The 24,295-nt window shown below is 60.5% G+C and carries 22 protein-coding genes, 1 tRNA gene and 1 pseudogene; 8 read left to right on the top strand and 16 right to left on the bottom strand.

The window, feature by feature from the left end; translation table 11 throughout:
• Positions 1-2 precede the first annotated feature (2 nt).
• Both BLV41_RS02780 and BLV41_RS02775 read right to left on the bottom strand, forming a co-directional pair.
• Positions 3-773: an SDR family oxidoreductase gene (locus BLV41_RS02780; protein WP_074710327.1), complete on the bottom strand. Its 771-nt coding sequence runs from the start codon at positions 771-773 to the stop codon at positions 3-5.
• 91 nt (positions 774-864) lie between these two features.
• Positions 865-1,803: an NAD(P)-dependent oxidoreductase gene (locus BLV41_RS02775; RefSeq protein ID WP_074710325.1), complete on the bottom strand. Its 939-nt coding sequence runs from the start codon at positions 1,801-1,803 to the stop codon at positions 865-867.
• Between the two features lie 85 nt (positions 1,804-1,888).
• Between BLV41_RS02775 and BLV41_RS02770 the strand changes: the two genes are divergently transcribed.
• A complete protein-coding gene (locus BLV41_RS02770; RefSeq protein WP_074710323.1) occupies positions 1,889-2,953 on the top strand; it encodes a D-2-hydroxyacid dehydrogenase in 1,065 nt (354 codons plus the stop codon).
• Between the two features lie 253 nt (positions 2,954-3,206).
• Here the strand turns inward: BLV41_RS02770 and BLV41_RS02765 are convergent, their stop codons facing one another.
• The 8 genes from BLV41_RS02765 to BLV41_RS02730 form a co-directional block, all read right to left on the bottom strand.
• On the bottom strand, positions 3,207-4,565 hold the full coding sequence (locus BLV41_RS02765; protein WP_074710321.1) for an MFS transporter: 1,359 nt from the start codon (positions 4,563-4,565) through the stop codon (positions 3,207-3,209).
• Between the two features lie 130 nt (positions 4,566-4,695).
• Entirely contained in the window at positions 4,696-5,532 is an 837-nt protein-coding gene (locus BLV41_RS02760; RefSeq protein ID WP_244516711.1) for an IclR family transcriptional regulator, read from the bottom strand.
• Between the two features lie 462 nt (positions 5,533-5,994).
• Positions 5,995-6,297: a hypothetical protein gene (locus BLV41_RS02755; RefSeq protein ID WP_044572348.1), complete on the bottom strand. Its 303-nt coding sequence runs from the start codon at positions 6,295-6,297 to the stop codon at positions 5,995-5,997.
• A gap of 66 nt (positions 6,298-6,363) precedes the next feature.
• Complete coding sequence (locus BLV41_RS02750) at positions 6,364-7,266, bottom strand: exonuclease domain-containing protein (protein WP_074710319.1); 903 nt, start codon at positions 7,264-7,266, stop codon at positions 6,364-6,366.
• Positions 7,267-7,406: 140 nt separating this feature from the next.
• Positions 7,407-7,482: transfer RNA gene (locus BLV41_RS02745), tRNA-Val, on the bottom strand.
• 69 nt (positions 7,483-7,551) lie between these two features.
• Entirely contained in the window at positions 7,552-8,520 is a 969-nt protein-coding gene (locus BLV41_RS02740; RefSeq protein WP_074710317.1) for an NAD-dependent protein deacetylase, read from the bottom strand.
• Positions 8,521-8,522: 2 nt separating this feature from the next.
• The gene (locus tag BLV41_RS02735) at positions 8,523-8,957 is read right to left on the bottom strand and encodes a peroxiredoxin (protein ID WP_074713069.1); all 435 of its coding nucleotides are present in this window, start codon (positions 8,955-8,957) and stop codon (positions 8,523-8,525) included.
• A gap of 58 nt (positions 8,958-9,015) precedes the next feature.
• Complete coding sequence (locus BLV41_RS02730; protein WP_044572344.1) at positions 9,016-9,435, bottom strand: DUF3052 domain-containing protein; 420 nt, start codon at positions 9,433-9,435, stop codon at positions 9,016-9,018.
• Positions 9,436-9,759: 324 nt separating this feature from the next.
• Between BLV41_RS02730 and aceE the strand changes: the two genes are divergently transcribed.
• From aceE to fabF, 6 genes are all read left to right on the top strand, one after another.
• Positions 9,760-12,501, top strand: coding sequence for a pyruvate dehydrogenase (acetyl-transferring), homodimeric type (gene aceE / locus BLV41_RS02725; protein WP_074713068.1), 2,742 nt, complete (start codon positions 9,760-9,762; stop codon positions 12,499-12,501).
• Between the two features lie 179 nt (positions 12,502-12,680).
• Positions 12,681-13,940, top strand: coding sequence for a PucR family transcriptional regulator (locus tag BLV41_RS02720; protein WP_074710315.1), 1,260 nt, complete (start codon positions 12,681-12,683; stop codon positions 13,938-13,940).
• A 180-nt stretch (positions 13,941-14,120) separates the two neighbouring features.
• Entirely contained in the window at positions 14,121-15,074 is a 954-nt protein-coding gene (locus tag BLV41_RS02715; protein ID WP_074710313.1) for an ACP S-malonyltransferase, read from the top strand.
• A complete protein-coding gene (locus BLV41_RS02710) occupies positions 15,071-16,132 on the top strand; it encodes a beta-ketoacyl-ACP synthase III (protein WP_044571150.1) in 1,062 nt (353 codons plus the stop codon). Before BLV41_RS02715 ends, BLV41_RS02710 begins: the two co-directional genes overlap by 4 nt.
• Before the next feature lie 87 nt (positions 16,133-16,219).
• Positions 16,220-16,465, top strand: a complete 246-nt coding sequence (locus BLV41_RS02705) for an acyl carrier protein (RefSeq protein ID WP_044571151.1) — start codon at positions 16,220-16,222, stop codon at positions 16,463-16,465.
• Between the two features lie 130 nt (positions 16,466-16,595).
• Positions 16,596-17,855: a beta-ketoacyl-ACP synthase II gene (fabF, locus tag BLV41_RS02700; RefSeq protein ID WP_058945610.1), complete on the top strand. Its 1,260-nt coding sequence runs from the start codon at positions 16,596-16,598 to the stop codon at positions 17,853-17,855.
• An 89-nt stretch (positions 17,856-17,944) separates the two neighbouring features.
• Here the strand turns inward: fabF and BLV41_RS02695 are convergent, their stop codons facing one another.
• From BLV41_RS02695 to BLV41_RS02670, 6 genes and pseudogenes are all read right to left on the bottom strand, one after another.
• Positions 17,945-18,448, bottom strand: coding sequence for a DUF3145 domain-containing protein (locus tag BLV41_RS02695; RefSeq protein WP_044571152.1), 504 nt, complete (start codon positions 18,446-18,448; stop codon positions 17,945-17,947).
• Positions 18,449-18,667: 219 nt separating this feature from the next.
• On the bottom strand, positions 18,668-19,603 hold the full coding sequence (locus BLV41_RS02690; protein WP_074710311.1) for a tyrosine recombinase XerC: 936 nt from the start codon (positions 19,601-19,603) through the stop codon (positions 18,668-18,670).
• A gap of 140 nt (positions 19,604-19,743) precedes the next feature.
• Positions 19,744-21,012 (bottom strand): annotated as a pseudogene (locus BLV41_RS02685) (DNA-processing protein DprA).
• Between the two features lie 23 nt (positions 21,013-21,035).
• Complete coding sequence (locus BLV41_RS02680) at positions 21,036-22,589, bottom strand: YifB family Mg chelatase-like AAA ATPase (RefSeq protein WP_074710309.1); 1,554 nt, start codon at positions 22,587-22,589, stop codon at positions 21,036-21,038.
• Positions 22,589-22,945: a YraN family protein gene (locus tag BLV41_RS02675; RefSeq protein WP_074713067.1), complete on the bottom strand. Its 357-nt coding sequence runs from the start codon at positions 22,943-22,945 to the stop codon at positions 22,589-22,591. The genes BLV41_RS02680 and BLV41_RS02675 overlap by 1 nt, the downstream gene beginning before the upstream one ends.
• Positions 22,946-23,141: 196 nt before the next feature.
• Positions 23,142-23,786, bottom strand: coding sequence for an NAD(P)-dependent oxidoreductase (locus BLV41_RS02670; protein WP_074710307.1), 645 nt, complete (start codon positions 23,784-23,786; stop codon positions 23,142-23,144).
• A gap of 125 nt (positions 23,787-23,911) precedes the next feature.
• Between BLV41_RS02670 and BLV41_RS02665 the strand changes: the two genes are divergently transcribed.
• On the top strand, positions 23,912-24,289 hold the full coding sequence (locus BLV41_RS02665) for a winged helix-turn-helix transcriptional regulator (protein WP_139244186.1): 378 nt from the start codon (positions 23,912-23,914) through the stop codon (positions 24,287-24,289).
• The last annotated feature ends 6 nt before the right edge of the window (positions 24,290-24,295 follow it).

Here is a 24,295-nt window from a genome sequence, read left to right as displayed (position 1 = left end):
TCCTAGACCACCACCGTCATGCCGCCATCAATGAAGATGGTCTGGCCGTTGACAAAGTTCGATGCATCCGAGGCGAGCCACACGGCAGGTCCTGCAAGGTCTTGCACGGTCCCCCACCTATTTGCCGGCGTGCGTCCCAGAATCCAGGCGTTGAACTTTTCATCGTCGACCAAGTTTTGGGTCATTTCGGTATGAATGTATCCGGGAGCAATCCCATTGATCTGCAATCCGCCACCGGCCCACTCGGCCGTCATGGCACGGGTCAGATTCCGCAATCCACCCTTGGCTGCTGTGTAAGCGGCAATCGTGGGCCGCGCCAGATCAGTCTGTACGGAACAAATGTTGATGACCTTTCCGTGTCCGCGCGCCAGCATGCCCTTGGCAGCTTCACGGCCCACCAAGAATGCGCTGGTCAAATCCGTGCTTATGACGCGCTCCCAGTCCTTGACGTCCATTTCGAGCAGGGGGACGCGGTGCTGAATCCCGGCGTTGTTGACGAGGATTTCCAGGGGTCCAACATTGTTTTCAATCCACGCCACGCCTTCGGCGGCGGCCACATCGGAGGTGACATCGAATGCGACGGAACGGATTTGTCCTTCCGCGAAGTCGGTGGCCATCGCAGCTTCGGCTGCCACCAATCGAACCGGGTCGAGCCCATGGAGCACAACCGTTGCCCCGGCTTCGGCCAGGCCACGCGCCAATGCGTTGCCAATACCCCGGCTTGAACCGGTCACCAGGGCCACTCGGCCGCTTAGATCAAACATTCCAGTCATTACTGTGTTCCTTCACTGCTTGTCGAGAACTTTCCGTGAGAAATACCCTGCCGTCGCCCCAGGTGAGGGGCTGTGGGCACCGGGATGGGAATCACGCCAGCCGGGCAATACTTTCGCGTACTACGGCAAGGTCCAGATCGCCGAGCCCTTGCTCCTTGAGGGTGCCGTACAACGCGCGAGCTGCCGATGCCATGGGAACCGCTGAGCCGGCGGCCTGAGCACTGTCCAAAACAAAGCCCAGATCCTTGTGCATGAACTTCGCCGGCCCCGTGGGGGTGTAGTCCTTGGCGGCGATCCGCGGCCCCACAATTTGCATGACGGCACTTCCGGCGAGCCCGCCACTGAGGACCTCAAAAAGCGCGTCAACATCCATACCCGATCGCTCAGCCAGCTCGGCGGCCTCCGCCAATGCCGCGGCAGCAGTCCCCACTAGCAACTGGTTACACGCCTTGGCCAACGACCCCGAGCCAAGCCCACCAAGCAATCGCACGGTGCTCCCCATGCTTTCAAGGACCGGGCGAACACGTGCGAAGTCCGCTGCGGCTCCTCCTGCCATGATGGCCAACGTGCCGTTGCGCGCACCTACGGTTCCGCCGCTCACGGGAGCATCAACGACCGATGCGTTGCCTGAACTTGCCTGTGCCACCGTTTCTCCAAAGGCTTTGACCGCCTGCGGTGAAACACTGCTCATAACAACGACGGCGCTTCCCGGCGCGGGTGGTTCGGCTCGCCAAGAGTCCAAAAGAGGCTCTGCTGCCTCTGCGATGAAGTCCAGATCAGGCAGCATAAAGATGATCACGTTGTGGTCGCGAAGTTCGGCAACCCTGGCGACGGCCTTCGCGCCCTGTTTGGCGAGGTCATTTACGGAACGTGCGGAGCGGTTCCAGACAGTCACGGCCCATCCGGCTCGCAGGAGGTTGGCGGCCATGGGCGCACCCATGTGCCCCAAGCCAACAAATCCAAGCGCTTGTGGGCCGCTTGGACTGTATGAAATTCCCGATGGCGGTCGAGATGAAGGGGTTTGCGTCATTGCGTACCTGTCCTCACAACTTTGTAGTTGGATTTTCCCTGCGACTCAAAGTCACATGTGTTCAGTATTCTATCCACAATTCAGTATGATGAACATCATGACCACAAATAATCTCACCGTTGCGATTGCTGTCCCCCTGGAAGCCGAGCTTGTGGAGGCCATTCGCGCCGCCCACCCGGCTGTCACAGTTCTCTACGAGCCGGAGCTGCTCCCCCAAGAACGCTTCCCCGCCGACCACGCCGGCGATCCGGCATTCGTGCGCACACCGGAACAGGAGGCTCGCTACTGGGAACTATTGAACAGCGCCGAGGTACTCTATGGATTCCCCAACGAGAACCCTGCCGGCCTGGCCGCCATCGCCTCAAGCCAGAAGTTGCAGTGGATCCAGGCAATGGCCGCAGGAGCCGGCGGAGCCGTCAAGGCTGCCAATCTCCCGGCCGCCGATTTGGCCCGGATCACCGTAACCAGCTCCGCCGGAGTCCACGCCCTTCCTTTGGCTGAATTCGCCATGATGGGCGTCCTCAATGGATTCAAGCGCACCGCTGAGCTGGCGGCAGACCAGGCCGTCAAGAACTGGCCCGAACTGCGGACGCCTACACGCCTGGCCAGCGGCTCCTCCGTGGTCATTACCGGCCTCGGAGAGATCGGCATGGAGACGGCACGTTTGGCCCGCGCTCTGGGAATGAAGGTCAATGGCACCAAGCGCAACGTTGAACCCATCGACGGCATCGAGCAGGTCACCGACACCGCCGGATTGCCAGGGCTGGTCTCCACCGCTGACGTGCTGATCAACACTCTTCCCGGGACGCCGTACACGGAAAAGATGATCAATGCTGAGATCTTCAATGCGATGAAGCCCGGCACCGTGCTGGTCAACGTTGGTCGTGGCACCGTTGTTGACGAGGATGCATTGCTGGAGGCATTGAACAACGGCCAGGTGTCCTACGCCTGCCTCGACGTATTCGCCGTGGAGCCTCTGCCGGCCACAAGCCCCCTCTGGGACCACCCGCGCGTCATGGTCTCTCCGCACACTTCGGCCTTGAGTGCTGCCGAGAACCGTCTCATCGCAGAACGGTTCATCAAGAACCTCAGCAGCTTCCAAGCTGGCGAGCCTCTTCTGCACATCGTGGACCCGGTTCACTTCTACTAAGCACCTCGCAACAATCCATCAAGAAGGGGAACCTGCACCGTGCAGGTTCCCCTTCTTCATGCCCGAAAGAACTCACGAGGCCGGGTGCGGCCCGCTCTCCCAGGAGAAGACTGCCCAGCGAGGGCATCGGCCCTGGTGGGGTGGCCGCGGGGCCGGAGGCCGGCGTCGAACTTGGCGGGACAGGGATCGGCCGGGTCAATTAAATGCAGAACGGCGCCCGTCGAGACGGGCGCCGTTCTGTACTTGTTAGATATTAGGAGGCGTCCTCGACGAGGTTGAGGTCGCGGCCCACGGTTTCCGGGGTAAAGAAAGTGGTGACGAAGGAGATGCCGGCCAGAACGGCGGAGTACACGGCCAGAACCAGCCAGGAGTGGTTCGTGAGGACCAGCAGACCCGCACCGATCATGGGGGCAAAACCACCGGCAAACACGGCCGAGATTTCGCGGCTCATGGCCACGCCCGTGAATCGGTGGGTGGCACCGAAGAGCTCCGGTAGCAGCGCACACTGCGGGCCGAGCATGGACTGAACACCGATGGAGATGCCCACAACCATGACCGCCCAGACGAGCCAGACGTGCCCCAGGGTGATCAGGTAGAACGCAGGGAAGGCAAACAGCAGCTGGAACAGAGCGCCATAGCGGTACACCTTGACACGGCCGACACGGTCGGACAGTGCGCCGAAAGTGATGACCAAGATTGCTGCGAAACCGGCCGCGATCAGCAAACCCACGGGGCCAATGAACTTGTCCCCTTCAAACACGCCGCCCTTGCCAGCCATGAAGCCAACCAGAAGTGTGGAGTAGATGCTGGAGTTGCCGTTTTCGCCCATGCGCAGGCCAATGCCGATCAGGACATTCTTTTTGGAGGTGCGCCACAGCGTTCCAAGCGGGTTCTTGGTGACGTTCTTGTGCTTCTCCAGCTCCTGGAAGACGGGGGTCTCCTTGAGCTGCAGGCGGATGTACACGGCGACGGCGATCAGCACGATGCTGGCAAGGAACGGCACACGCCACAGCCAACCGGTGAGGATTTCCGGATTGGCCATGCCGAGCAAGGCGAAGGTACCGGCACCCAGGAGCGTACCGACCTGGATACCCACGAAGGGCAGGGACGCGAAGGAGCCACGGCGCTTTCGCGGGGCAACTTCGGAGATGAGAGTTGTGGCTCCAGCCTGCTCGGCGCCTGCGCCCAAGCCCTGCAGGATTCGCATGAGAACCAAGAGCACGGCACCGACCATACCCGCCTGCTCATAGGTGGGCAGCAGGCCGATGGCGAACGATGCGCCACCCATGAGAGCGATGGTAAGCAGCAGAACCTGCTTGCGGCCGAAGCGATCTCCAATGTAGCCAAACACCAGGCCACCGAAGGGGCGAGCCGCAAAGCCAACGCCGTACGTGGCGAAGGATGCGATCAAGGCGCCTGTGTCGCCCAGTGGAGCGAAGAAAAGTGGACCAAAGATCAGCGCCGAAGCGAGACCGTAAATGTAGAAGTCGTAGTACTCAAGTGCTGAACCTACTGAGCTTGCGAGCGTGGCCCGGCGAAGCTGGTCCGGATCTACCTTCTCGTCTGCATCCGAAGCTGATGCCGGAGCCGAGCGTAGCGGTTGTGTAGTCACTGAATCTCCCTTGAAACGTACCGAACCACCATTGGTTCAGGCAGGCGACAACGACCCGAAGGTCGATCACTATGTTGAACAGCGTACAGTACATTGAACACTTCGCCAAGAGAAAATGTAGTTTATGTCACTACCCCATCGGGTTGCCCAGCATTTTAGTCAAATCACGCAACTCGCCCACCATGGCCTCGCGCTCGGCTTCAGAGAAAGTTGCCTTCAATGCCGTCACGGAGACACCCAGGCTTGGCCCGTGAGAGCCGCGGGTAGGTACGGCAACACCCAGGCTCACAACCCCCAGGGTGGATTCCTCATCCTCGAAGGCATAACCTTGCGCTCGGATGGACCTGATCTCAGCCTTGAGCTCGCGCCCGGTCTTTAGGGACTTGGAGGTCATGATGGGTAACGCCACATCATCCGGAAACTGCTCATCCAGATCATGGTCGTGCAGCTTTGCCACCAAGGCCTTGCCAACGGAGCACAGCGACACGGGCATCTTGTCGCCAATATTGGACGTCAACCGAACAGCGGGGTGCCCCTCATAACGGGCCAGGTAGATGACATTGTCGCCGTCAAGCATGGCGATGCGAACCGTTGCAGCATTAAGTAGTGGCGCCTGCTCGCAGAAGCGGTAAAACTCTTTCACCTCATCGCGGCGACTCAGATAAGCAGCACCAAGTTCCACCAGCTTCACACCTAGCGCATAGTCGGTTCCAACGCGAGTGATGAGTTCCGCGTCCTCCAGGGCCTGCAGCAAGTTTGAGGTGGAGGATTTAGGGATGGCCAACTCCCGCGCCAAGTCACTAAGAGTGAGGCGCCCCGTGAGTGAATCCGCCAAGGCGTCCAGTACGGCTGCCGCCCGAGTTACCGCCGGAGCCGGGGTCGCGTTTGGCCTAACGTCATGGCCCTTGCCGGCAGTCGCGGACTGACGGGAAGGTGCGCTCGTAGCTTCGGCCATAACTTCACTCATGTGGTTTCCTCGACGCTGAAGGGGGGGGTGGCCCATGCGTCCCACAGGCCGGTAATATACAACACAATTCTAGTTCATTACAGTGAACAAGTTCCACCATACTGGTCAGCCGAAGAGGTAGAACGTCCGGTATTGTGTTTTGCCCAAGGGGGCTGTATATTCTTTTTCAGACCTTCCACTGTGGCGTCCCCCAATAGCCACAGTGGAGGGTCCTCCATTTTAAAGAACCATTCGTCTGAGCCTGCTCCGAATGCAATTACCCACTCCAAAAGCACTTGGCACCACACTGTGTCATGCGTTGTTGCGCCCCTCCGGCGGCAATCTGGAAATTTGGCGTGTCAGTTTGCATCTTGCAGAATGAGGCGTTATATTTTTATTACTGGTTCCCCACCACAGCGTCCCCCAATAGCTGTGGCGGGGAACCTTTCACTTTAACAAGGCATATTCTGGGCGGCCACAACTTTAGCCGGCCAGGGCAATCGGGCCCCGCATGCGCCACGCACCGCCATCGGAATCACATTCCAATTCCATGGTGACCAACTCGCTGCGAGGATTGTGTCCCAGCCGGGCTTGAATCCGCCACACTTGAACATCCACCCGGCCTTGCCCCTTGGGCATGCGCCGCTGATGCTTCCACCAGGCCGTCCGCTCAAACCATCGGATGGGTTCAGCTCCCACAAACCAGACGCGACCATTTCGAGTGATCGCCAGTGGGACTCCGGCGGGTGAGATGCGTACCAGAACTTCTTCAGGATATGAGGTCATGGACGGTACCTTACGGACAGGGTCTGACATGCCTGCCCGGGATGTTCCGTACTGGGGGCGTAGCGGCTACTTAAACGCCAACAGCCTCAGGAACTGCAGTTCACCGATGACCATGATGTTTTGGCCTGCTGCCGCCAGCTCGTGAGCACGCTTCACCTTGGCGCTTGGCCGGCCTCCGCGCTCAAGCTCGGCGCAAACGACTATGGTGACCTTTTTCGTTGTACCGTTGGCGATCGTGGCACCTCGTGCAGCCGATGCGTCCTGAGCCTCGGCACGGGGCATGGCGTCCAGGTCACCGCTGAAGACCATGGTCTGGCCAAATAGCGGCCCGTAGGGATTGGCCTGTGGATTTGCCTGCGGCAGCTCCGCCAGCTTCCGCGTGTACCCTGGCGAATAGTAGGCAGGAACTCGGGCACTGGGCCCGCTAGCCGCCGGCCACAGCTGAGCCAGCGTGCTGGCACCGCTGCGCTTGGCCAGCTCAATAGCGATCAGTGCGCTGGCACGAGCGTCATCTCCGGCGTCATGGTGGTTGAAGGCAGGCAGATCCAAGGCCCCGACAACATCCGACAACGTGTAGTGCGGCAATTCCAGCTGCTTTCGCGCCAGAGCCAAGGTGCAGTAATAGTCCAACGTGGGAACGGGCAGCCCGCTGGCCTCGTTGGCCTTGGCAATGACCGACTTCTCAAAACTGACATTATGGCCCACCAAGGCATCACCCTCAATGAAATCCATCATGGGGCCGTAAATGCCCCGCCAGTCAGGCATGGCCCGAACGTGGGCTGCAGTGATCCCGTGGATGCCTACATTGACCGGATGAAACTCCTCGTAGCCTGGCAATGGTTTCATCAACCATGCCACCTGAGCCACAACGCGCCCGGCCCGGACTTTCGTCAGCCCCACAGCACATGCAGAGGCGCGGAAGTTATTGGCCGTTTCGAAGTCAATGGCCGTGAACGATATCCCTTGCATGCAATCCTCTACGTACAGCCGTTGGTGCCCAAAATTTTCGTGGCAGCAAAGGCTCAGATTCAGCCCAGATGAATTCACGGGGCAAAGCAAAGAACCCCTCGGTTTCATGGTCTAAACCGTGAAACCGAGGGGTTCTTCTGTGGTGGGTCCTACCGGGATCGAACCGATGACATCCACGGTGTAAACGTGGCGCTCTACCAGCTGAGCTAAAGACCCATTCATTGATTCAGCTTCCAAGCTTTGCGCTTGTTGGCCTGACCAACGAGAAACTACTGTACACAGGTTTTAGCGATTGTGCCAATCGAGTCCCAGCGCGCCTGCCAAATAGCTCAAACTCTCCCCCACGCCGGTCTCTAATTTGGCATTGGCTAGCGGATCACCGCGGGTTTCACCGCGATTAATGATCACCACGTGTTTTAGGTCTTTGGCCGCTCTCTTCACGAACCTTAACCCGCTCATGACCGTCAAAGAGGATCCGGCCACCAACAACAACTCCGCGGCCTCCACCATGGCAAAGGACCGTTCAACTCTTTCCTTAGGAACGTTTTCTCCAAAGAAAACAAAATCGGGTTTGAGCATCCCGCCGCACAAGGGGCACTTGGCGATCTTGAAAGAGGCAATGAGAAGTTCATCGGCAATGTCAGCGTCGGCATCAGGCCCTATCGGGGCTCCGTTGACGGCCTCAAGAAAACCTGGATTAAGTTCGGCAAGAATCGTGGCGAGAAACGATCGCGAATAGGTTGTCTGGCAATTCATGCACACGACTTGATCAAAGCGACCGTGCAGGTCCACAACATTTGAGGCCCCCGCATCCTCATGCAGGCGGTCAACATTCTGAGTCACGATGCCTGTGAGATGACCTGCTCGCTCCAGTGCCGCTGCGGCAAAATGTCCAACATTGGGTTCGGCTCGGTGCATGTGTGCCCAGCCAATATGGTTCCTGGCCCAATAACGCTGACGGAGCAGCGGGTCGCCCACAAATTCCTGGTACGTCAAAGGCTGGCGGGGCGCTGAGTCCGGGCCGCGGTAATCCGGAATGCCCGAATCCGTGCTGAGTCCGGCACCGGTGAGCAAAGCTACACGCCGGTGCCTCATCATTTCAGCCAGCCGGTCGAGCGCCTCAATATCCCCAGCCGATAGGGCACCAGCGGGAAGGTCACCGAACCGCTGAGCATCCGCGGCTAAGCCATCGGGCGGCAAGGGCGACCCCTTTGCGAAGGCCGTCTGGCCAATACCCGGACGCACCTTGTCCATGACTAAAGCCGCCCCAAAGCTTGACGGTACCGAGCCAACGGACGAGCCTGGCCTGTGGGAGTGCTGAACATGTCAGCTATGCGCCCATCGGCCGACACCAAAAAAGTGCCTCGCCCGGCCATGCCGCGGACAGGGTTAAAGACTCCATAAGCCTGGCTCACCCCACCATGGGGCCAAAAATCGGCCAGCAGGTCAAAGTCATAGCCCTCGGCATGGGCGTAGGCGCGCAGTGTGTATTTCGTGTCCACGGACACAGCTAACAAGCGCACGCCCACAGCAGCAAAATCGGCAATATTGTCACGAAGTTCACACAACTCCCCCGTGCAAATCCCGGAGAACGCGAAAGGGTAAAAAACGATCGCCACAGGAGCACCACGCAACCCGGAAAGGGAAATTGGCTCGCCAAACTGGTTCGGCAAGGAAAAGTCGGGAGCCATGTCCCCCACGCGCAATCCAAAGTCCGTGCCGCCGTCGTTCGTCACAGGCAGTCCTGCGCTACTGGCGCTTGCGTGGAACCAAGCGGGTTGCCGCCCAATCCGCGGACACTCCGGCGGTGGTTGTCACATGCAGGCCCGCCGTAGGGGCAGCTTCCTGAATGTCCGACGGCGGGACGTAACCATCCCGGCCCTGCTTCGGTGTGAGGATCCAAACAATCCCACCCTCATCCAGAGTCGTCAGTGAATCCACCAGGGAATCCACCAGATCGCCGTCGTCTGCGCGCCACCAGAAGATAATGGCGTCCACAACGTCATGATCGTCCTCATCAAACATTTCGGACCCAATCAGATCCTCAATGTCATCGCGAAGTTTAAAATCAACGTCGTCGTCGTATCCGAGTTCCTGGACAAGATCCTCATCCTTGAACCCCAATTTGCCTGCCACCTTGGCAACAGTGCCGGCGTCGGCCTCGCTCACGTTTTTCCTCCTGCGGTCAGCACTTGCGCGCTGGTTTGTTGGTATGTATCCCCAGTCTAGGGGGTCAGCCCATATTGCCTCTACTTAACTGCCATTGGCAACAAACACCCCGCAAAGTCCTCGATCATTTTGTGATTTGCACAACATGGCACTTTTCGCGGGTGCGCGGGAGTTCGCTTGTAACGGCATTAGATGCAGTTCATGCAGCTGGTCATGCAACGGGCGCAGCTACGCACTAGCGGTCCCTGCGGTCTAGAGTGTTGGTACACGCCCATGGCCACAGCTCTGGGCGCCCCCACACTGCTTTTATAAGAGAGGTTGGACGTGGCTGCAGGAGACGAAAACTCCCATATCCTCAGCGGGTTGACAAACCAGCTGCCTGATCGCGATCCAGAAGAGACAGCCGAATGGCTTGAGTCCTTGGATACGTTGATTCAGGAACGCGGCACAGAGCGTGCCCAGTACATTATGCGTAGCCTGCTTCAGCGGGCTGGTGCGCAGAGCGTTGGCGTGCCGATGGTCACGACCACGGACTACGTAAACACGATTCCCGTTGATCAGGAACCCGTGTTCCCCGGCAACGAGGAGATCGAGCGTAAGTACCGTGCCTGGTTGCGCTGGAACGCCGCCATTATGGTCCACCGGGCCCAGTCTCCGGAGATTGGTGTTGGTGGACACATTTCCACTTATGCAGGTGCCGCAACCCTGTACGAGGTCGGTTTCAACCACTTCTTCCGCGGCAAGGACCACGCCGGTGGCGGGGACCAGGTCTTCTTCCAGGGCCACGCCTCCCCCGGCATGTACGCCCGCGCCTTCCTTGAAGGCCGCCTCTCCGAAGAAGACATGGACGGATTCCGTCAGGAAAAGTCCAAGGAAGGCCACGCGCTTTCCTCGTACCCGCACCCGCGCCTGATGCCGGAATTCTGGGAATTCCCCACCGTGTCCATGGGCATTGGCCCGATGAACGCGATCTACCAGGCCCAGTCCAACCGATACCTGCACAACCGCGGCATCAAGGACACCAGCGACCAGCAGGTCTGGGCGTTCCTGGGGGACGGTGAAATGGACGAGCCCGAATCACGCGGCCTGCTCCAACTCGCCGCTAACGACAAGCTCGACAACCTCACCTTCGTTGTCAACTGCAACCTCCAACGCCTCGATGGTCCGGTACGCGGCAACGGCAAGATCGTTCAGGAACTCGAAGCGTTCTTCCGCGGTGCCGGCTGGAACGTCATCAAGGTCCTCTGGGGCCGTGAGTGGGATGACCTGCTAGACCGCGACAGCGACGGATCCCTGGTCGATGTCATGAACACCACCCGCGATGGTGACTACCAGACGTACAAGGCCGAATCCGGCGGGTTCGTCCGCGAGCACTTCTTCGGGCAAACCCCGCAAACCAAGGAACTCGCCGCACACCTTAGCGACGATGAGGTCTGGAACCTCAAGCGCGGCGGCCACGATTACCACAAGGTTTACGCCGCCTACAAGGCAGCGACCGAGTTCAAGGGCAAGCCCACAGTGATCCTGGCGCACACCGTCAAGGGCTACGGCCTGGGCAGCCACTTCGAGGCGCGCAACGCCACGCACCAGATGAAGAAGCTCACCTTGCAGGACTTGAAGGACTTCCGCACACACCTGCGCCTGCCCATCAGCGATGAGGTCCTCGAAGCCGACCCGTACCGTCCCCCGTACTACCACCCAGGGATGGATACGCCGGAAATCCAGTACATGATGGAGCGCCGCAACGCACTGGGCGGTTCCGTCCCTGAGCGTCGCAGCAAGCACACCGAGCTGGAACTGCCCGGCGATAAAACCTACGAGGTTGCCAACCGCGGCTCCGGCAAGCAGCAGGCAGCCACCACCATGGCCTTCGTACGCCTGCTCAAGGATCTGATGCGTGACAAGGGGATTGGCCAGCGTATTGTGCCGATCATCCCTGATGAGGCCCGCACCTTCGGCATCGATGCGTTCTTCCCGACCGCGAAGATCTACAACCCCAACGGGCAGAACTACCTCTCCGTGGACCGCGACCTGGTCTTGGCGTACAAGGAATCCATTTCTGGGCAGATCGTGCACGCCGGCATCAACGAGGCCGGTTCCGTGGCAGCGTTCACCGCCGCCGGCACCGCCTACGCCACCCATGGTGAACCGTTGATCCCGGTCTACGTGTTCTACTCCATGTTTGGTTTCCAGCGCACCGGTGATTCCTTCTGGGCCGCCGGTGACCAGATGACCCGCGGCTTCATCATCGGCGCCACAGCAGGGCGCACCACCCTCACTGGTGAAGGTTTGCAGCACGCTGACGGGCACTCACCGATCCTGGCCTCCACGAACCCGGCAGTGGTCACCTACGACCCCGCCTACGGCTACGAAATCGGCGTCATCATCAAGTCCGGTCTTGAGCGCATGTACGGCAAGGATTCAGTTGATCCCAACGTCATGTACTACATCACCGTGTACAACGAGCCGATCAGCCAGCCCAAGGCGCCGGAGAACATCGACGTCGAGGGCATCACCAAGGGCATCTACAAGCTCAAGGTTGCTGAGATCGACGGGCCCCGCACTCAACTGCTGGCCTCCGGCGTGTCCGTGCCCTGGGCCCTGGAAGCTGCGCAGATCCTCGCCACCGAATGGGGCGTAGCAGCCGATGTCTGGTCCGTAACCTCCTGGAACGAGCTGCGTCGCGACGGCCTTGCTGCCGAAGAGGACGCGTTCTTGCACCCCGAAGCAGAAGCCCGCGTCCCATACATCACCGCAAAAATGGCTGATGCCCAGGGCCCGGTCATCGCCGTGACCGACTACATGAAAGCAGTGCCGGATCAGATACGCCAGTTCCTGCCCAATGACTTCGCAACCCTCGGTGCCGACGGCTTCGGCTTCTCCGACACCCGCTCCGCGGCCCGCCGCTTCTTCAAGATCGACTCCCACTCAGTGGTAGTCCGCACCCTGCAGATGCTCGCCAAGCAAGGCAAGATCGACCCCAACGCCGCCGCCCAGGCAGCAGCGAAATACGATCTCCTCAACGTCAACGCAGGCACCACCGGCAACGCCGGCGGCGAAGGCTAAGCCCCACACCCACGCTCGCGTCTTCTGCCCCAAGGGTGGTTGGTGTTGCTGTAGAACCTCTACAGCAACACCAACCACCCTTTCGCTTTTAAGTGCGCAAGCCCGCTTCATGACTCATCATGGAGTTGTGGGATTCACACAAATAGCGCTTCCGGGCCTCAAGGACATACCCTCGAATCATGGCAGCAACAAAAAAACCGGTGACAGAGTCGCCGGCAGAGGGTTCCCCGGCCACCAAGGCCCCGCGCAAACCCACCAAGGTCCACGGCAGCACCGAGACTTTGGAGCGCCTGCGCGCAAACGTGGGATCGCTCTCCTCCATGATGCGCAGCGAACTTGAAAATACCTTGCCCTGGTACCGACGGCTCAGTGCCGATGAACGTTCAGCTCTTGGCCTGGTCGCACAAAATGGCATCACGGCCTTCGTCTCCTGGTACGAGCAGCCGTCATCACCGAGCTGGGTCCTCTCAGATGTCTTCGGCACCGCACCCACCGAGCTGACACGTGCCATCAGCCTCCAACGGGCCCTGCAACTAATCCGCACCGTAGTCCAGGTGGTGGAAGATCGTGTTCCGGAGCTGGCTGCCGCGGAGGAGCAGACGGCTCTTCGTGAAGCGGTGCTCCGCTATTCACGCGAGGTGGCCTTCGCCGCCGCCGATGTTTATGCGCGTGCCGCAGAAAATCGTGGAGCGTGGGATACGCGCTTGGAGGCCTTGGCGGTGGACGGGATCTTGCGCGGTGAAAACACGGACGCCTTGCAATCGCGTATTTCAGCCCTGGGTTGGACCAGTCACAGCCACATTACGATCATGGTTGGACCTGCCCCGCAGGAAGCCAATGCCTTGTTCCTGGCCACACTGCGACGCGCGGCCGCCCGTTTCGCCGAGGACGTCATGGTGGGCATCCAGGGCGACAAACTGATTCTGGTTCTGGGCAATGTGAAAGACCCTGAATCGGCGTACCTGCGCCTCAGCGACCTTTTTGCCCCTGGCCCGGTTGTTTACGGCCCTATGGCCGCCACGCTGTCGGATGCAACTGCATCTGCCAAGGCAGCGTTTGCCGGTATTTCGGTTGCCAAGGGATGGTCCGGCGCACCGCGTCCGGTCTCAGCCGATGACCTCCTGCCGGAACGAGTCATGGGCGGGGACGAATCGGCACGGCGGGCGCTAATTGTGAACATCTACCGGCCCTTGATCGCAGCTTCCAACGGACTCATTGAAACCCTCAGCAGCTACCTGCAGGGCGGCCACTCGCTTGAGGCCGCTGCCCGGGAACTCTTTGTGCACTCCAACACGGTTCGTTACCGCTTGCGGCGGGTATGTGACGTCACCGGCTGGGATCCGTTGATCCCCCGGGAAGCCTTTGTGTTGCAGACGGCCGTCATCGTGGGCAGGCTCGCCACGCCATCGAAAAATTATGCCACCAAACCACTGCGGTAAAGCCCCTGGACACCAAGCCCACCTCGGCCCGCGAGGTGAACCGTTAGTAGATTTCGCCTAAAACTTCCCTCCCTTTGTCACCAAACAGCGCAGTCATTGTAGACTTCCTACAAAATGTGCTGAAGAGCTTGGTGTGGGGAAACACCGTCAAAAGCCCCTAAGTTTGGAAAGCTGGTTAATGTGCTTGCAATAGTCTGCCCTGGACAGGGCTCCCAATCCCCCGGTTTCCTTTCACCATGGCTTGAACGCCCGGGTGTACAGGAACAATTGGCCATCTTGAGTGATGCAGCCGGCATCGATTTGCTGGCCCACGGCACCACCTCAGACGCCGAAACCATCAAGGACACCGCGGTTGCGCAGCCCCTGATCGTTGCGGCCGGGCTCATCACGGCTCAGGCACTTCTAGGTGCCGATGCACCAGGGGCCCTGACCCCACGATCGGTGGTCATCGCAGGCCATTCGGTCGGTGAAATCACTGCTGCGGCTCTCACCGGGACGCTCTCCAACGCGGACGCCATGGCGTTTGTGCGTGAGCGTGCCAACCGCATGGCCGACGCCGCTGCCGCCACACCCACCGGCATGGCCGCCGTTGTGGGTGGCGACCCGGATGAGGTCATTGCCGCCATTGCAGCAGCCGGGCTGACTCCGGCGAACATGAACTCCAAGGGCCAAACTGTTGCTGCCGGCACGCTGGAACAAATTGCCGCCCTCGTAGCAGCTCCGCCGGCCAAGGCACGGGTCATCCCCCTCCAGGTTGCGGGCGCGTTCCACACGCACCACATGGCACCTGCGGTTTCCGCTTTGGAGGCATTGGCACCGTCCCTGACCACCCACGCACCCAAGGTGCCGCTGCTCTCCAACTACGACGGCGCCGTCGTACCTTCCGGAGAAGCGGCACTTGAGTCCTTGATCGCCCAGGTTTCGCGCCCGGTCCGTTGGGACCTGTGCATGGAAACCATGAGCGCCATGGGCGTGACGGGGCTGATTGAGCTGGCTCCGGCCGGCACGCTGACCGGTCTGGCCAAGCGTGGAATGAGCGGCATCACCACCGTCGCCGTGAAAACGCCCGATGATCTTCAAGCTGCACAGGAACTGCTGGCAGCACACTCTTCGCTGGAAGCAGGAACACTGTGAGCACCCCTACGCTGAAGCAAAATCCGATCCACACAGGCTCACGCATCATGGGCATTGGCGCATACCGACCGTCCGTGATCGTGACCAATGAAGACGTATGCCAGTGGATCGATTCCTCGGACGAGTGGATCCAACAGCGCACCGGCATCATCACCCGCCACCGTGCCCCCAAGGACGTCTCCGTGGTGGACATGGCCGTCGGCGCCGGCACCGAAGCCATCAAGAACGCGGGGATCGAACCGTCCCAGATTGGCGCGGTCCTGGTCTCCACGGTGTCGCACCCCTACGCGACGCCGTCGGCCGCTGCCCTGATCGCAGACAAGATCGGGGCCAACCCCGCGCCTGCCTTTGACATCTCCGCCGCTTGCGCCGGCTACTGCTACGGCGTGGCCCAGGCTGACGCGCTGGTTCGTTCGGGCACGGCAGATTACGTTCTTGTCATCGGCGCCGAGAAGCTCTCCGACGTCATCGACAACCACGAGCGCACCATCTCCTTCCTGTTGGGCGACGGCGCCGGCGCTGTTGTCGTTGGCCCCTCCGATGAGCCCGGCATCAGCCCGGCCGTGTGGGGTTCGGACGGCAGCAAGTGGGACACCATCGGCATGACCCACTCCCTGACCGACGTCCGCGATTTCAGCGAACAGGCCATGAAGGGCGACGACGTCGCCCAGGCGGCCGCTGACGAGGCTCACGCCACCCTGTGGCCAACTCTGCGCCAAGACGGACAGACCGTCTTCCGCTGGGCAGTCTGGGAGATGGCTAAGATGGCAAAAAAGGCCCTGGATGCCGCCGGCATCACGGCCGAGGATCTTGGCGCCTTTGTGCCGCACCAGGCCAATATGCGCATCATCGACGAACTGGCCAAGCAGCTCAAGTTGCCCGAACACGTCCTCATTGGCCGGGACATCGCCGATGCTGGAAACACCTCCGCAGCCTCCATCCCGTTGGCAACACACCGCCTGCTGGCGGAGAACCCGGAGCTCTCCGGTAAACTTTCGCTTCAGATCGGCTTTGGCGCCGGACTGGTGTTTGGTGCCCAAGTGGTGCGCCTTCCCTAAACGCATCCAGCCACAACCGTGGCTGGATCAGCATGCCTGACATGATCAATTTCTTGATCACAGCACAAAGAAGAAAAGGAGCCATCAATGGCTAGCAACGAAGAAATCCTGGCTGGATTGGCCGAAATCGTTAACGAAGAGACCGGTCTTGCCCCCGAGGCCGTTGAACTGGAGAAGTCCTTCACGGATGACCTGGACATCGATTCCATCTCCATGATGACGATCGTCGTCAACGCCGAAGAGAAGTTCGACGTGAAGATCCCGGACGAGGAAGTCAAGAACCTCAAGACCGTCGGCGACGCTGTCAGCTTCATCGCAGGCGCACAGGCTTAAGCAGCCCTGTGCCTTGTTCCCTGGCCACGCAAGTGGTCCAGGGCATGGTGGTTGGCCGGAGGAGCAGGACGCCGGCCAACCACATCACCATCCTTTAGCCCTGACCCATAATTTTTTAGAGAGTTGAATCATGGCCCGCAAAGTAGTCATCACCGGTCTCGGAGCAACGACGCCCATTGGCGGCGATGTTCCGACCATGTGGAAGAACGCCCTGAAGGGTGTTTCCGGCGCCCACACGCTGACCGATGATTGGGTGGAAAAGTACAATCTGCCCGTTCACTTCGCGGCCAAAGCAACAACTCCCGCAACAGATGTCCTGAGCCGCGTTGAAGCCAAGCGTATGGACCCCTCAACGCAGTTCGCCGTTGTGGCAGCCCGTGAGGCCTGGAAGGACTCCGGCATCGAGGAGATCGACCACGACCGCCTCGCAGTGGCCTTCGCAACTGGCATTGGTGGAGTTTGGACACTCCTGGACGCATGGGACACCCTGCGCGAAAAGGGGCCCCGCCGCGTCTTGCCCATGACGGTTCCGATGTTGATGCCCAACGGCCCGGCAGCAGCAGTCAGCCTTGACCTCGGCGCCCGCGCCGGTGCGCACACACCGGTTTCCGCTTGCGCATCAGGTACCGAAGCCCTGCACATCGGACTGGAGCTCATCCGCTCCGGCAAGGCAGATGTTGTCATGGCCGGTGGCGCCGAGGCAGCCATTCACCCCATGCCGTTGGCCTCCTTTGCCGCCATGCAGGCACTCTCCAAGCGCAATGACTCCCCGGAGACCGCGTCACGCCCCTACGACATCAGCCGCGACGGATTCGTCATGGGTGAAGGTGCTGGTGCACTGGTGTTGGAAGCTGAAGAGCACGCCATTGCCCGCGGCGCACGTATTTACGGTGAGCTGGCCGGCACTGCGGTCACGGCCGACGCGTACCACATCACAGCTCCGGACCCCCAGGGCCTGGGTGCAACCCGCGCGCTCAAGGCTGCGCTGTTCGATGCCCGGGCACTGCCGGAAGACGTGGTCCACGTCAACGCACACGCGACGTCCACCCCTGTTGGCGACCGTCCCGAGTACACGGCTTTGAAGTCTGCCCTGGGCGATCACGTCAACAACGTCTGTGTCTCAGCCACCAAGTCCCAGATGGGCCACTTGCTTGGCGCCTCAGGCGCCGTTGAGTCTGTGCTGACGGTTCTGGCCGTCTACCACCGCCTGGCCCCTGTCACGATCAACCTGGAAAATCAGGATCCGGAAATTCCCTTGGACGTCGTCACCGGCACTCCTCGTGAATTGCCCGACGGCGAGATCATGGCGTTGAACAACTCCTTCGGCTTCGGAGGCCACAATGCAGTTGTAGCCATCCGCAGCACGGGCCCCAAGGTCGAGTTGGCCTAGGCTCCCCTTTGCAGGGACAATAACGACGGCGGCTCTCACCAAAAGGTGGGCGCCGCCGTCGTTCTTTGTTTTTTGGATTCTAGTTTTGGCTAGCCAACGTGGTGAAGCCAGCGGACAGGCGCCCCAGCCGCGGCGTGACGGAAGGGTTCGAGTTCCTCGTCCCATGCTTCACCCAGTGCCAGCGAGAGCTCCTGATAGACCATTGAGGGATCACCCTTGCCAGTCTCGTAGGCGTAGCGGATGCGATCCTCAGACACCATGATGTTGCCATGAACATCGGTGACGGCATGGAAGATGCCCAGTTCAGGGGTGTGCGACCAGCGTGATCCATCCACTCCCGGGCTCGGGTCTTCGGTGACTTCGTAGCGGACATTGGCCCAACCACGTAGTGCCGAAGCGAGCCGTGCGCCGGTGCCAGCAGGGCCGCGCCAGGCAAGTTCGGTGCGCAGCACATTGCGCGCCGCGGGCTGTGCAGTCCACTGCAAGTCCGAGCGTTGATCCATTACGGCTGCAATGGACGATTCAATATGCGGGCACATGACAGCCGGGGCTGAGTGTACAAACAAAACCCCGCGCGTGGTTTCTACCTTCATTCCATCCTCCATTGCAGTAGGTGCGTCTTCCCCAACGACCTTCTTAGGATGAAACTTGGTCTTGCGCAGAGCTTGGCATCTACCGGCCCTGATTATCCGGGTTTGAAACCCGACCTTTAGTTCTTGAGCTATGGCTCCCTATCATTGTGCCGTAGCCGGGCCGATTACGCCACCGTCAGGACAATCCGTCGCAACCGAAGGCGCATTTCCTCCCCAAGCTCATGCACGTGGGTGTGCTGTGCGATAACTTTCGCGCAAACGTTCCACCGAAACATGGGTGTAAAGCTGCGTTGTCGCCAAGGAAGAATGGCCCAGAATTTCCTGGACGCTCCGCAAGTCGGCGCCGCCGTCGAGCAGGTGTGTGGCGGCCGAATGGCGCAGGGTGTGCGGACCAGTGGCCGAGGTGTCACCCAATAAGGCAAAAAGTTTGTCCACAACTGACCGGACCGTGCGTTGATCAATCCGACCGCCGCGTTTCCCCAGAAACAAGGCACTCCCGCTCTGGCTTTGAATCAATGCGTTGCGACCCCGGTCCAGCCACCTGCCCAGCGCCTCCTCGGCCGGAACACCATAGGGAACCACGCGTTCCTTGTTCCCTTTTCCGAGCACCCTGACGGTGCGCCGTTCGCGGTTGACATCCTGCACGTCCAGTCCTGTCAGTTCGCCGACACGGATTCCCGTCCCGTAGAGAAACTCGACCATGGCTAGATTCCTCAGGGCTATGGGGTCTTGTTCTTGGGCTGCGACGGCCAAGTTTTCAAGGAGCCGGCCCAGCTGTTGCTGTTGCAAGACGGCTGGCAGGTTTTTCTCCTTTTTGGGAGCTTTGAGGCGCAAGGAGGGATCCACGGAAATGATCTCCTCGCGCAGCGCCCACGCAGTAAAGCTTCGAATGGTGGCCGCACGGCGGGCCAAGGTGGAGCGTGCCAGCCCTGAAGCGCTCTGCTCGCCGAGCCAGCGTCGCAACTGTGCCAAGTCAACCTCACCGAGGTTGCTGATGCCCTCGGTGACGGCGTGGATCAAGAGCGCATCAATATCCCCGCGATAGGCACGAATCGTGTGTTCAGACCTGCCCCGTTCAGCGCGGAGGTACCTTTCGAACGCGTCGGCGGCTTGAGCTAGAGCTGGCGGCAGTGCTGCGCGTTCTTCGGAGTCCACACACCCACTGTGCGCTGTTGCGGTGCCTGGGGCAAGTTGCCCCGCCGTGGACTAGCCCAGACCCCTTTCACTGACGCATCCTCCCACGCATCACAGGGGAACTCATGGGCCATGACGGCGATGCACACCATGCCCTTTGGCTATTTCCCGTGGCGCTTCCAACCTCCCGCGAAGCGCTCGGCCAGGCCCAAGACTTCCAGCCTGCCCAACCCTGCCAGGACGGTAGGGGCACTCAACCCCGCAACCACACAGAGCTTTTCCAGAGTTGTAGCTGTCCGCAGCGGCAGGGCGTCAAGGAGGAGTAAATCAGAGGTGCCCAGCCCGTCGTGCAGAGCTGCCTGGGCGATCGGCTCATCCACCATATGCTGTCCCATCGAGCCGGCCAGTTCAGCGATGTCTGCGGCATCGGTGACACAAACTGCCGCCCCCTCCTTCAGCAGTCTGTGGCAGCCAGCAGAATTGGCCGAATAGACAGACCCAGGCACTGCCCCCACCAAACGGCTCAGCGATTCCGCGTGGTGTGCCGTGTTGAGAGCCCCGGATCGCCACCGTGCTTCCACGACAACCGTGACAGAGCACAGGGCGGCGATCAGCCGGTTGCGCTGCAGGAATCTGTATCGTGTGGGGTTTGTACCCGGCGGCACCTCGGCGACCACGAGTCCCCTCTGGGCGATGACATGCAGCAGATCGTCGTTGCCGGAGGGATAAAACCTGTCCACTCCCCCAGCCATAACGGCCAAGGTGGGCGGTGCTTCTCGTTGCTGTTCGGCATCGACAGCTGAGGTTCTGGCGGGGGGTCGTTCACCGCCTGACCGCCTCGTGACATCCGGCGAAGCGGCCAATGCTCCTCGATGAGCGTGCGCGTCGATCCCATAGGCGCCTCCGCTGACCACCGTGAAGTCCCGCTGAACCAGGGAATTGGCAATCTCGGCTGTGACATTGGCTCCGTAGCTGGTGCTGTCCCGAGATCCCACCACGGCGATGCACCTGTCCTGATCCGGGATTCGATCATGGGAGCCGCGGCACCACAGCGCGATGGGTGCCTTCAGTTCTAAGTCAAGAAGAGCCAGTGGCCACGTGTCATCTTCCGGAATCAAAAGCCGTCCACCGAACCGCTCGACTGTCTAAAGATCACGTTCCGGGGCAAGATCTGCCAGCCGTGGCCGCCAACGTCCCAACGCCTCTGGCAGACCGGCCCACCGTTGGGTACCGGCCGCAGCCAATACGGTTGTCATATCCCGTTCCGTCGTGGCGTCAGTGGCCGCACCGCTCTCAATGAGCCCTAGCGCCTCCTCCGGTCCCAGGACCTCAATCAAGGCAAGCCCGGGCAGGTCTGAGGGTTCCATCAACCGGGTGAGCGCCGCCCTGGCGACTCGCAGGCCCTTGCCTGACCATGCGCTCGCGCCCATTGTGCTGCTGCCGTGCGTAGTGCTCATAGACCTTCTCCTCGTTGTCGCAATGTCAGAGCCAGCCCTACTTCATCGCTGCCAGGGCGTTCCAGGCCCTGCAGATCGGCCACTGTCCAGGCCAGGCGCAGCACACGGTCGTAACCGCGGGCACTGAGCACACCCACACCCATGGCTTTGTCCAGAAGTGCGGTGTCATGCCCGCCCAGACGCAGGGGACCTCGCAGGATCCGGCCGGTGAGGTCCGCATTGTGCACCAATCCCCAAGGCTTGAGCCGCTCACCGGCGACAGCCCGGGCCAGCTTCACGCGTTCGGCAACTTGGGCGCTGGATTCTCGGGGTTCGGTGTCGGCCAGCTGGGACAGCTGGACCTTATTAACTTGTAATTGAATGTCCACCCTGTCCAGCAATGGACCAGACAATCGTCCGAAATATCGCCTTCGCGCCATCGGGGTGCACTCACAGTGCACCCCTTTGCCGGTGGCCTTGCCGCACGGACAAGGATTGGCGGCCAGGACAAGCTGAAAACGCGCCGGATATGCTGCTGTTCCAGCGGATCTGTGCAGAACCAGCTCCCCACTCTCCAACGGCTGCCTGAGTGCATCAAGGACTCTCTTGTCGAACTCGGGCGCCTCGTCCAGGAACAGCACTCCCCTGTGCGCACGCGACGCTGCCCCTGGCCTGGGTATGCCGCTGCCGCCGCCAATGATGGCTGCCGTACTGGCGGAATGGTGCGGGCGTTCATAGGGTGGCCGGTGAATTAGCGCAACCAGATTGGAGGCACTGTGTTCAAGGGAATGAATTGCTGTGACCTCCATGGATTCGGCGTCATTGAGATCCGGCAGCAGCCCCGGCAGCCGTTCAGCCAACATGGTTTTACCCGATCCAGGCGGGCCCACCATCATGAGGTGATGCCCTCCAGCCGCCGCTATTTCCAAAGCAAGGCGAGCAATTGGTTGTCCAGCCACCTCGGCCAGATCAACGCTTTCCTGCGCGTGTGGCTGTCTCTGGGCGGTTCCGCCGGGTTCGGGGCCGGAGACCCATTCGCGATCCACGGCCGGTAGGTCATGGGGATCCGCACCAAAGTCCACGGCTACCTCGGCGAGGCACTCATAGCCGCGCACCTTTGCTCCCTTAACAAGCTGCGCCTCGGCAAGGTTGGCCTTCGCCACCACGAATTCGGCATGCCCTGCTGCAAGGCCCGCTATGACAGCGGGTAGGATTCCGCGCACGGGACGCAATCGACCATCGAGGCCCAACTCGGCAATGAAAACCGTTCTGCCGGTCCCACGGACATCGCCAGCGGCATCCAATGCCGCCATGACAATGGCCAGATCAAAGCCGGAGCCCTTCTTGGGCAAGGACGCCGGAACCAAGTTCACGGTGATTTTGCGTCGGCTTAGAGGAATCCCGGAGTTTTGAGCCGCCGAACGGATTCTCTCGCGCGCTTCACTCAGCGATGCGTCTGGCAGCCCCAGGAGAATGAAGTTTGGCAATGTCTGGCCAATGTCCGCCTCAACCTCAATGACGTGGCCGTTGAGTCCCACAAGGGCAATTGCCAACGATCGACCCATTCCCATCAGGCCACGCCCTTGATGTGGTCGATACTAGGCTCTTGCCGGCCACCCATGATAATTCCCACGGCGTCGATCCTCAGCGCACCAACAACGCGGTTGTGGTCGCGCGCCCACAGCACAGCCAGGGTTCGCAGGCGCAAGAGTTTGGCCTTGGTAATGGCTTCAAGCGGATCGCCATACCGCCGCGATCGACGCGTTTTTACTTCCACGATGACCAGATCCTGCCCATCGAGCGCCACAATGTCGATTTCGCCGCTGGAACATCGCCAGTTGCTGTCAATGACCCGAATTCCGCGATCTTCCAGATAGTCGGCCGCCAACTGTTCACCGCTCAGACCGAGCTCATCCTTTGTTCTCATCTTTGCCTCCACTGCCAGCTTGGCTGGCTTCGGGAGCGCCCGAAAGGCCACGTGGCCCAATTGTGGGCAGTCGCCCTGTCACCGCCGCTTGTGGAGGAACAGACAACAGTGCCCGGCCGGAAAGACCCGACCGGGCACTGAGAACCTTGTGGTGCTCTTACGCGGCACAACACCGCCATGTGAAGGTCAAATTGATTTAGTACGCCACAGTGAAGCGCTGGTTGCGGTGCACCGGCGTCTCCACCTCATCAATGATGGCCAAGCCGAAATCAACACCGGAGATGTGCGAGTTTCCCTGATCGTCTACGAGCAGGACATCGCCTCCGGTGCGGTAGGTGCCCGTGGCCGTGCCCGGGGCAAAGCCACCAAATCCACCAGCAGGGCTGACATAGAACCAGTCAAGATCTGCTTCGCTGCTCTTCAGCGTCTCCAGGAGCGCACCAGCGGTCTTGGCTTCGGGCAGTATCTCGGCCGGGAAACCCGGTGTGTCCATGACCAAGGGGCCTCCTGCGGCAACCTGCAGGGAACCTGCGCCACCGATGACGCCAAGGCGTACACCTGCGGTCTCTGCAAGCGGTAGCAGCTGGTCCACAACGCCGTCAAGCTTTCCCACCAGCTCTCCGCGGGGAGACAAGGAATGAATCACCACGTCGGCGTCCGTGACGGTCGTCGCCAAGAAATCGGCATCGAGCACCGACCCGGTGACGTACTTTGCACCCTCAACAGGAACTTCGGGGAGGTTGCGGCTAAAGGATGTGACGTCATGTCCCCGCTTGACAGCCTCACGAACAATGTTGCTTCCTGCGTAGCCGGTTCCGCCGATTACGTTGATCTTTGCCATGGTGGATCTCCTTGTGGGTGGCTAGGCGCCACATCATTTTCTTGGTTACCAATAGAGAGTAACACACTAATGGGAAGTAAGTATTTGCTAGACTCATTGGGACAACCAGTGTGGAGAAGAGAATTATGAATGAGCCAATGTGGGATCCCTACGACCGGAATTGCCCTTCACGGCAGGTGCTGGACAGGATTGGCGACCGCTGGAGCGTTTTGGTGGTCGGGGCTTTGGCGCATGGGCCCCTGCGTTTTTCCGCTCTCGCCAAAACGGTGGATGGCGTGTCCCAGAAGATGCTGACGCAGACACTGCGTGGTCTTGAGCGCGACGGCCTCGTGGCCCGCACCATGTACGCCCAGATTCCCCCGCGCGTTGACTACGAGTTGACCGAGTCCGGCATTAGTCTTGCCGGGCCTATGCTGGCCCTGGAGGACTGGGCCAAGGAAAACATGCCATCCATCCTCAGCTCTCGCGATGCCTACGACGCAGAACACGCCCCGAAGGACTGAATCGAC

The organism is Arthrobacter alpinus (assembly GCF_900105965.1).
GTDB lineage: Bacteria > Actinomycetota > Actinomycetes > Actinomycetales > Micrococcaceae > Specibacter > Specibacter alpinus.
Note: the sequence above shows the minus strand (reverse complement) of the source record. Positions and strands in the feature narration are given on the sequence as shown.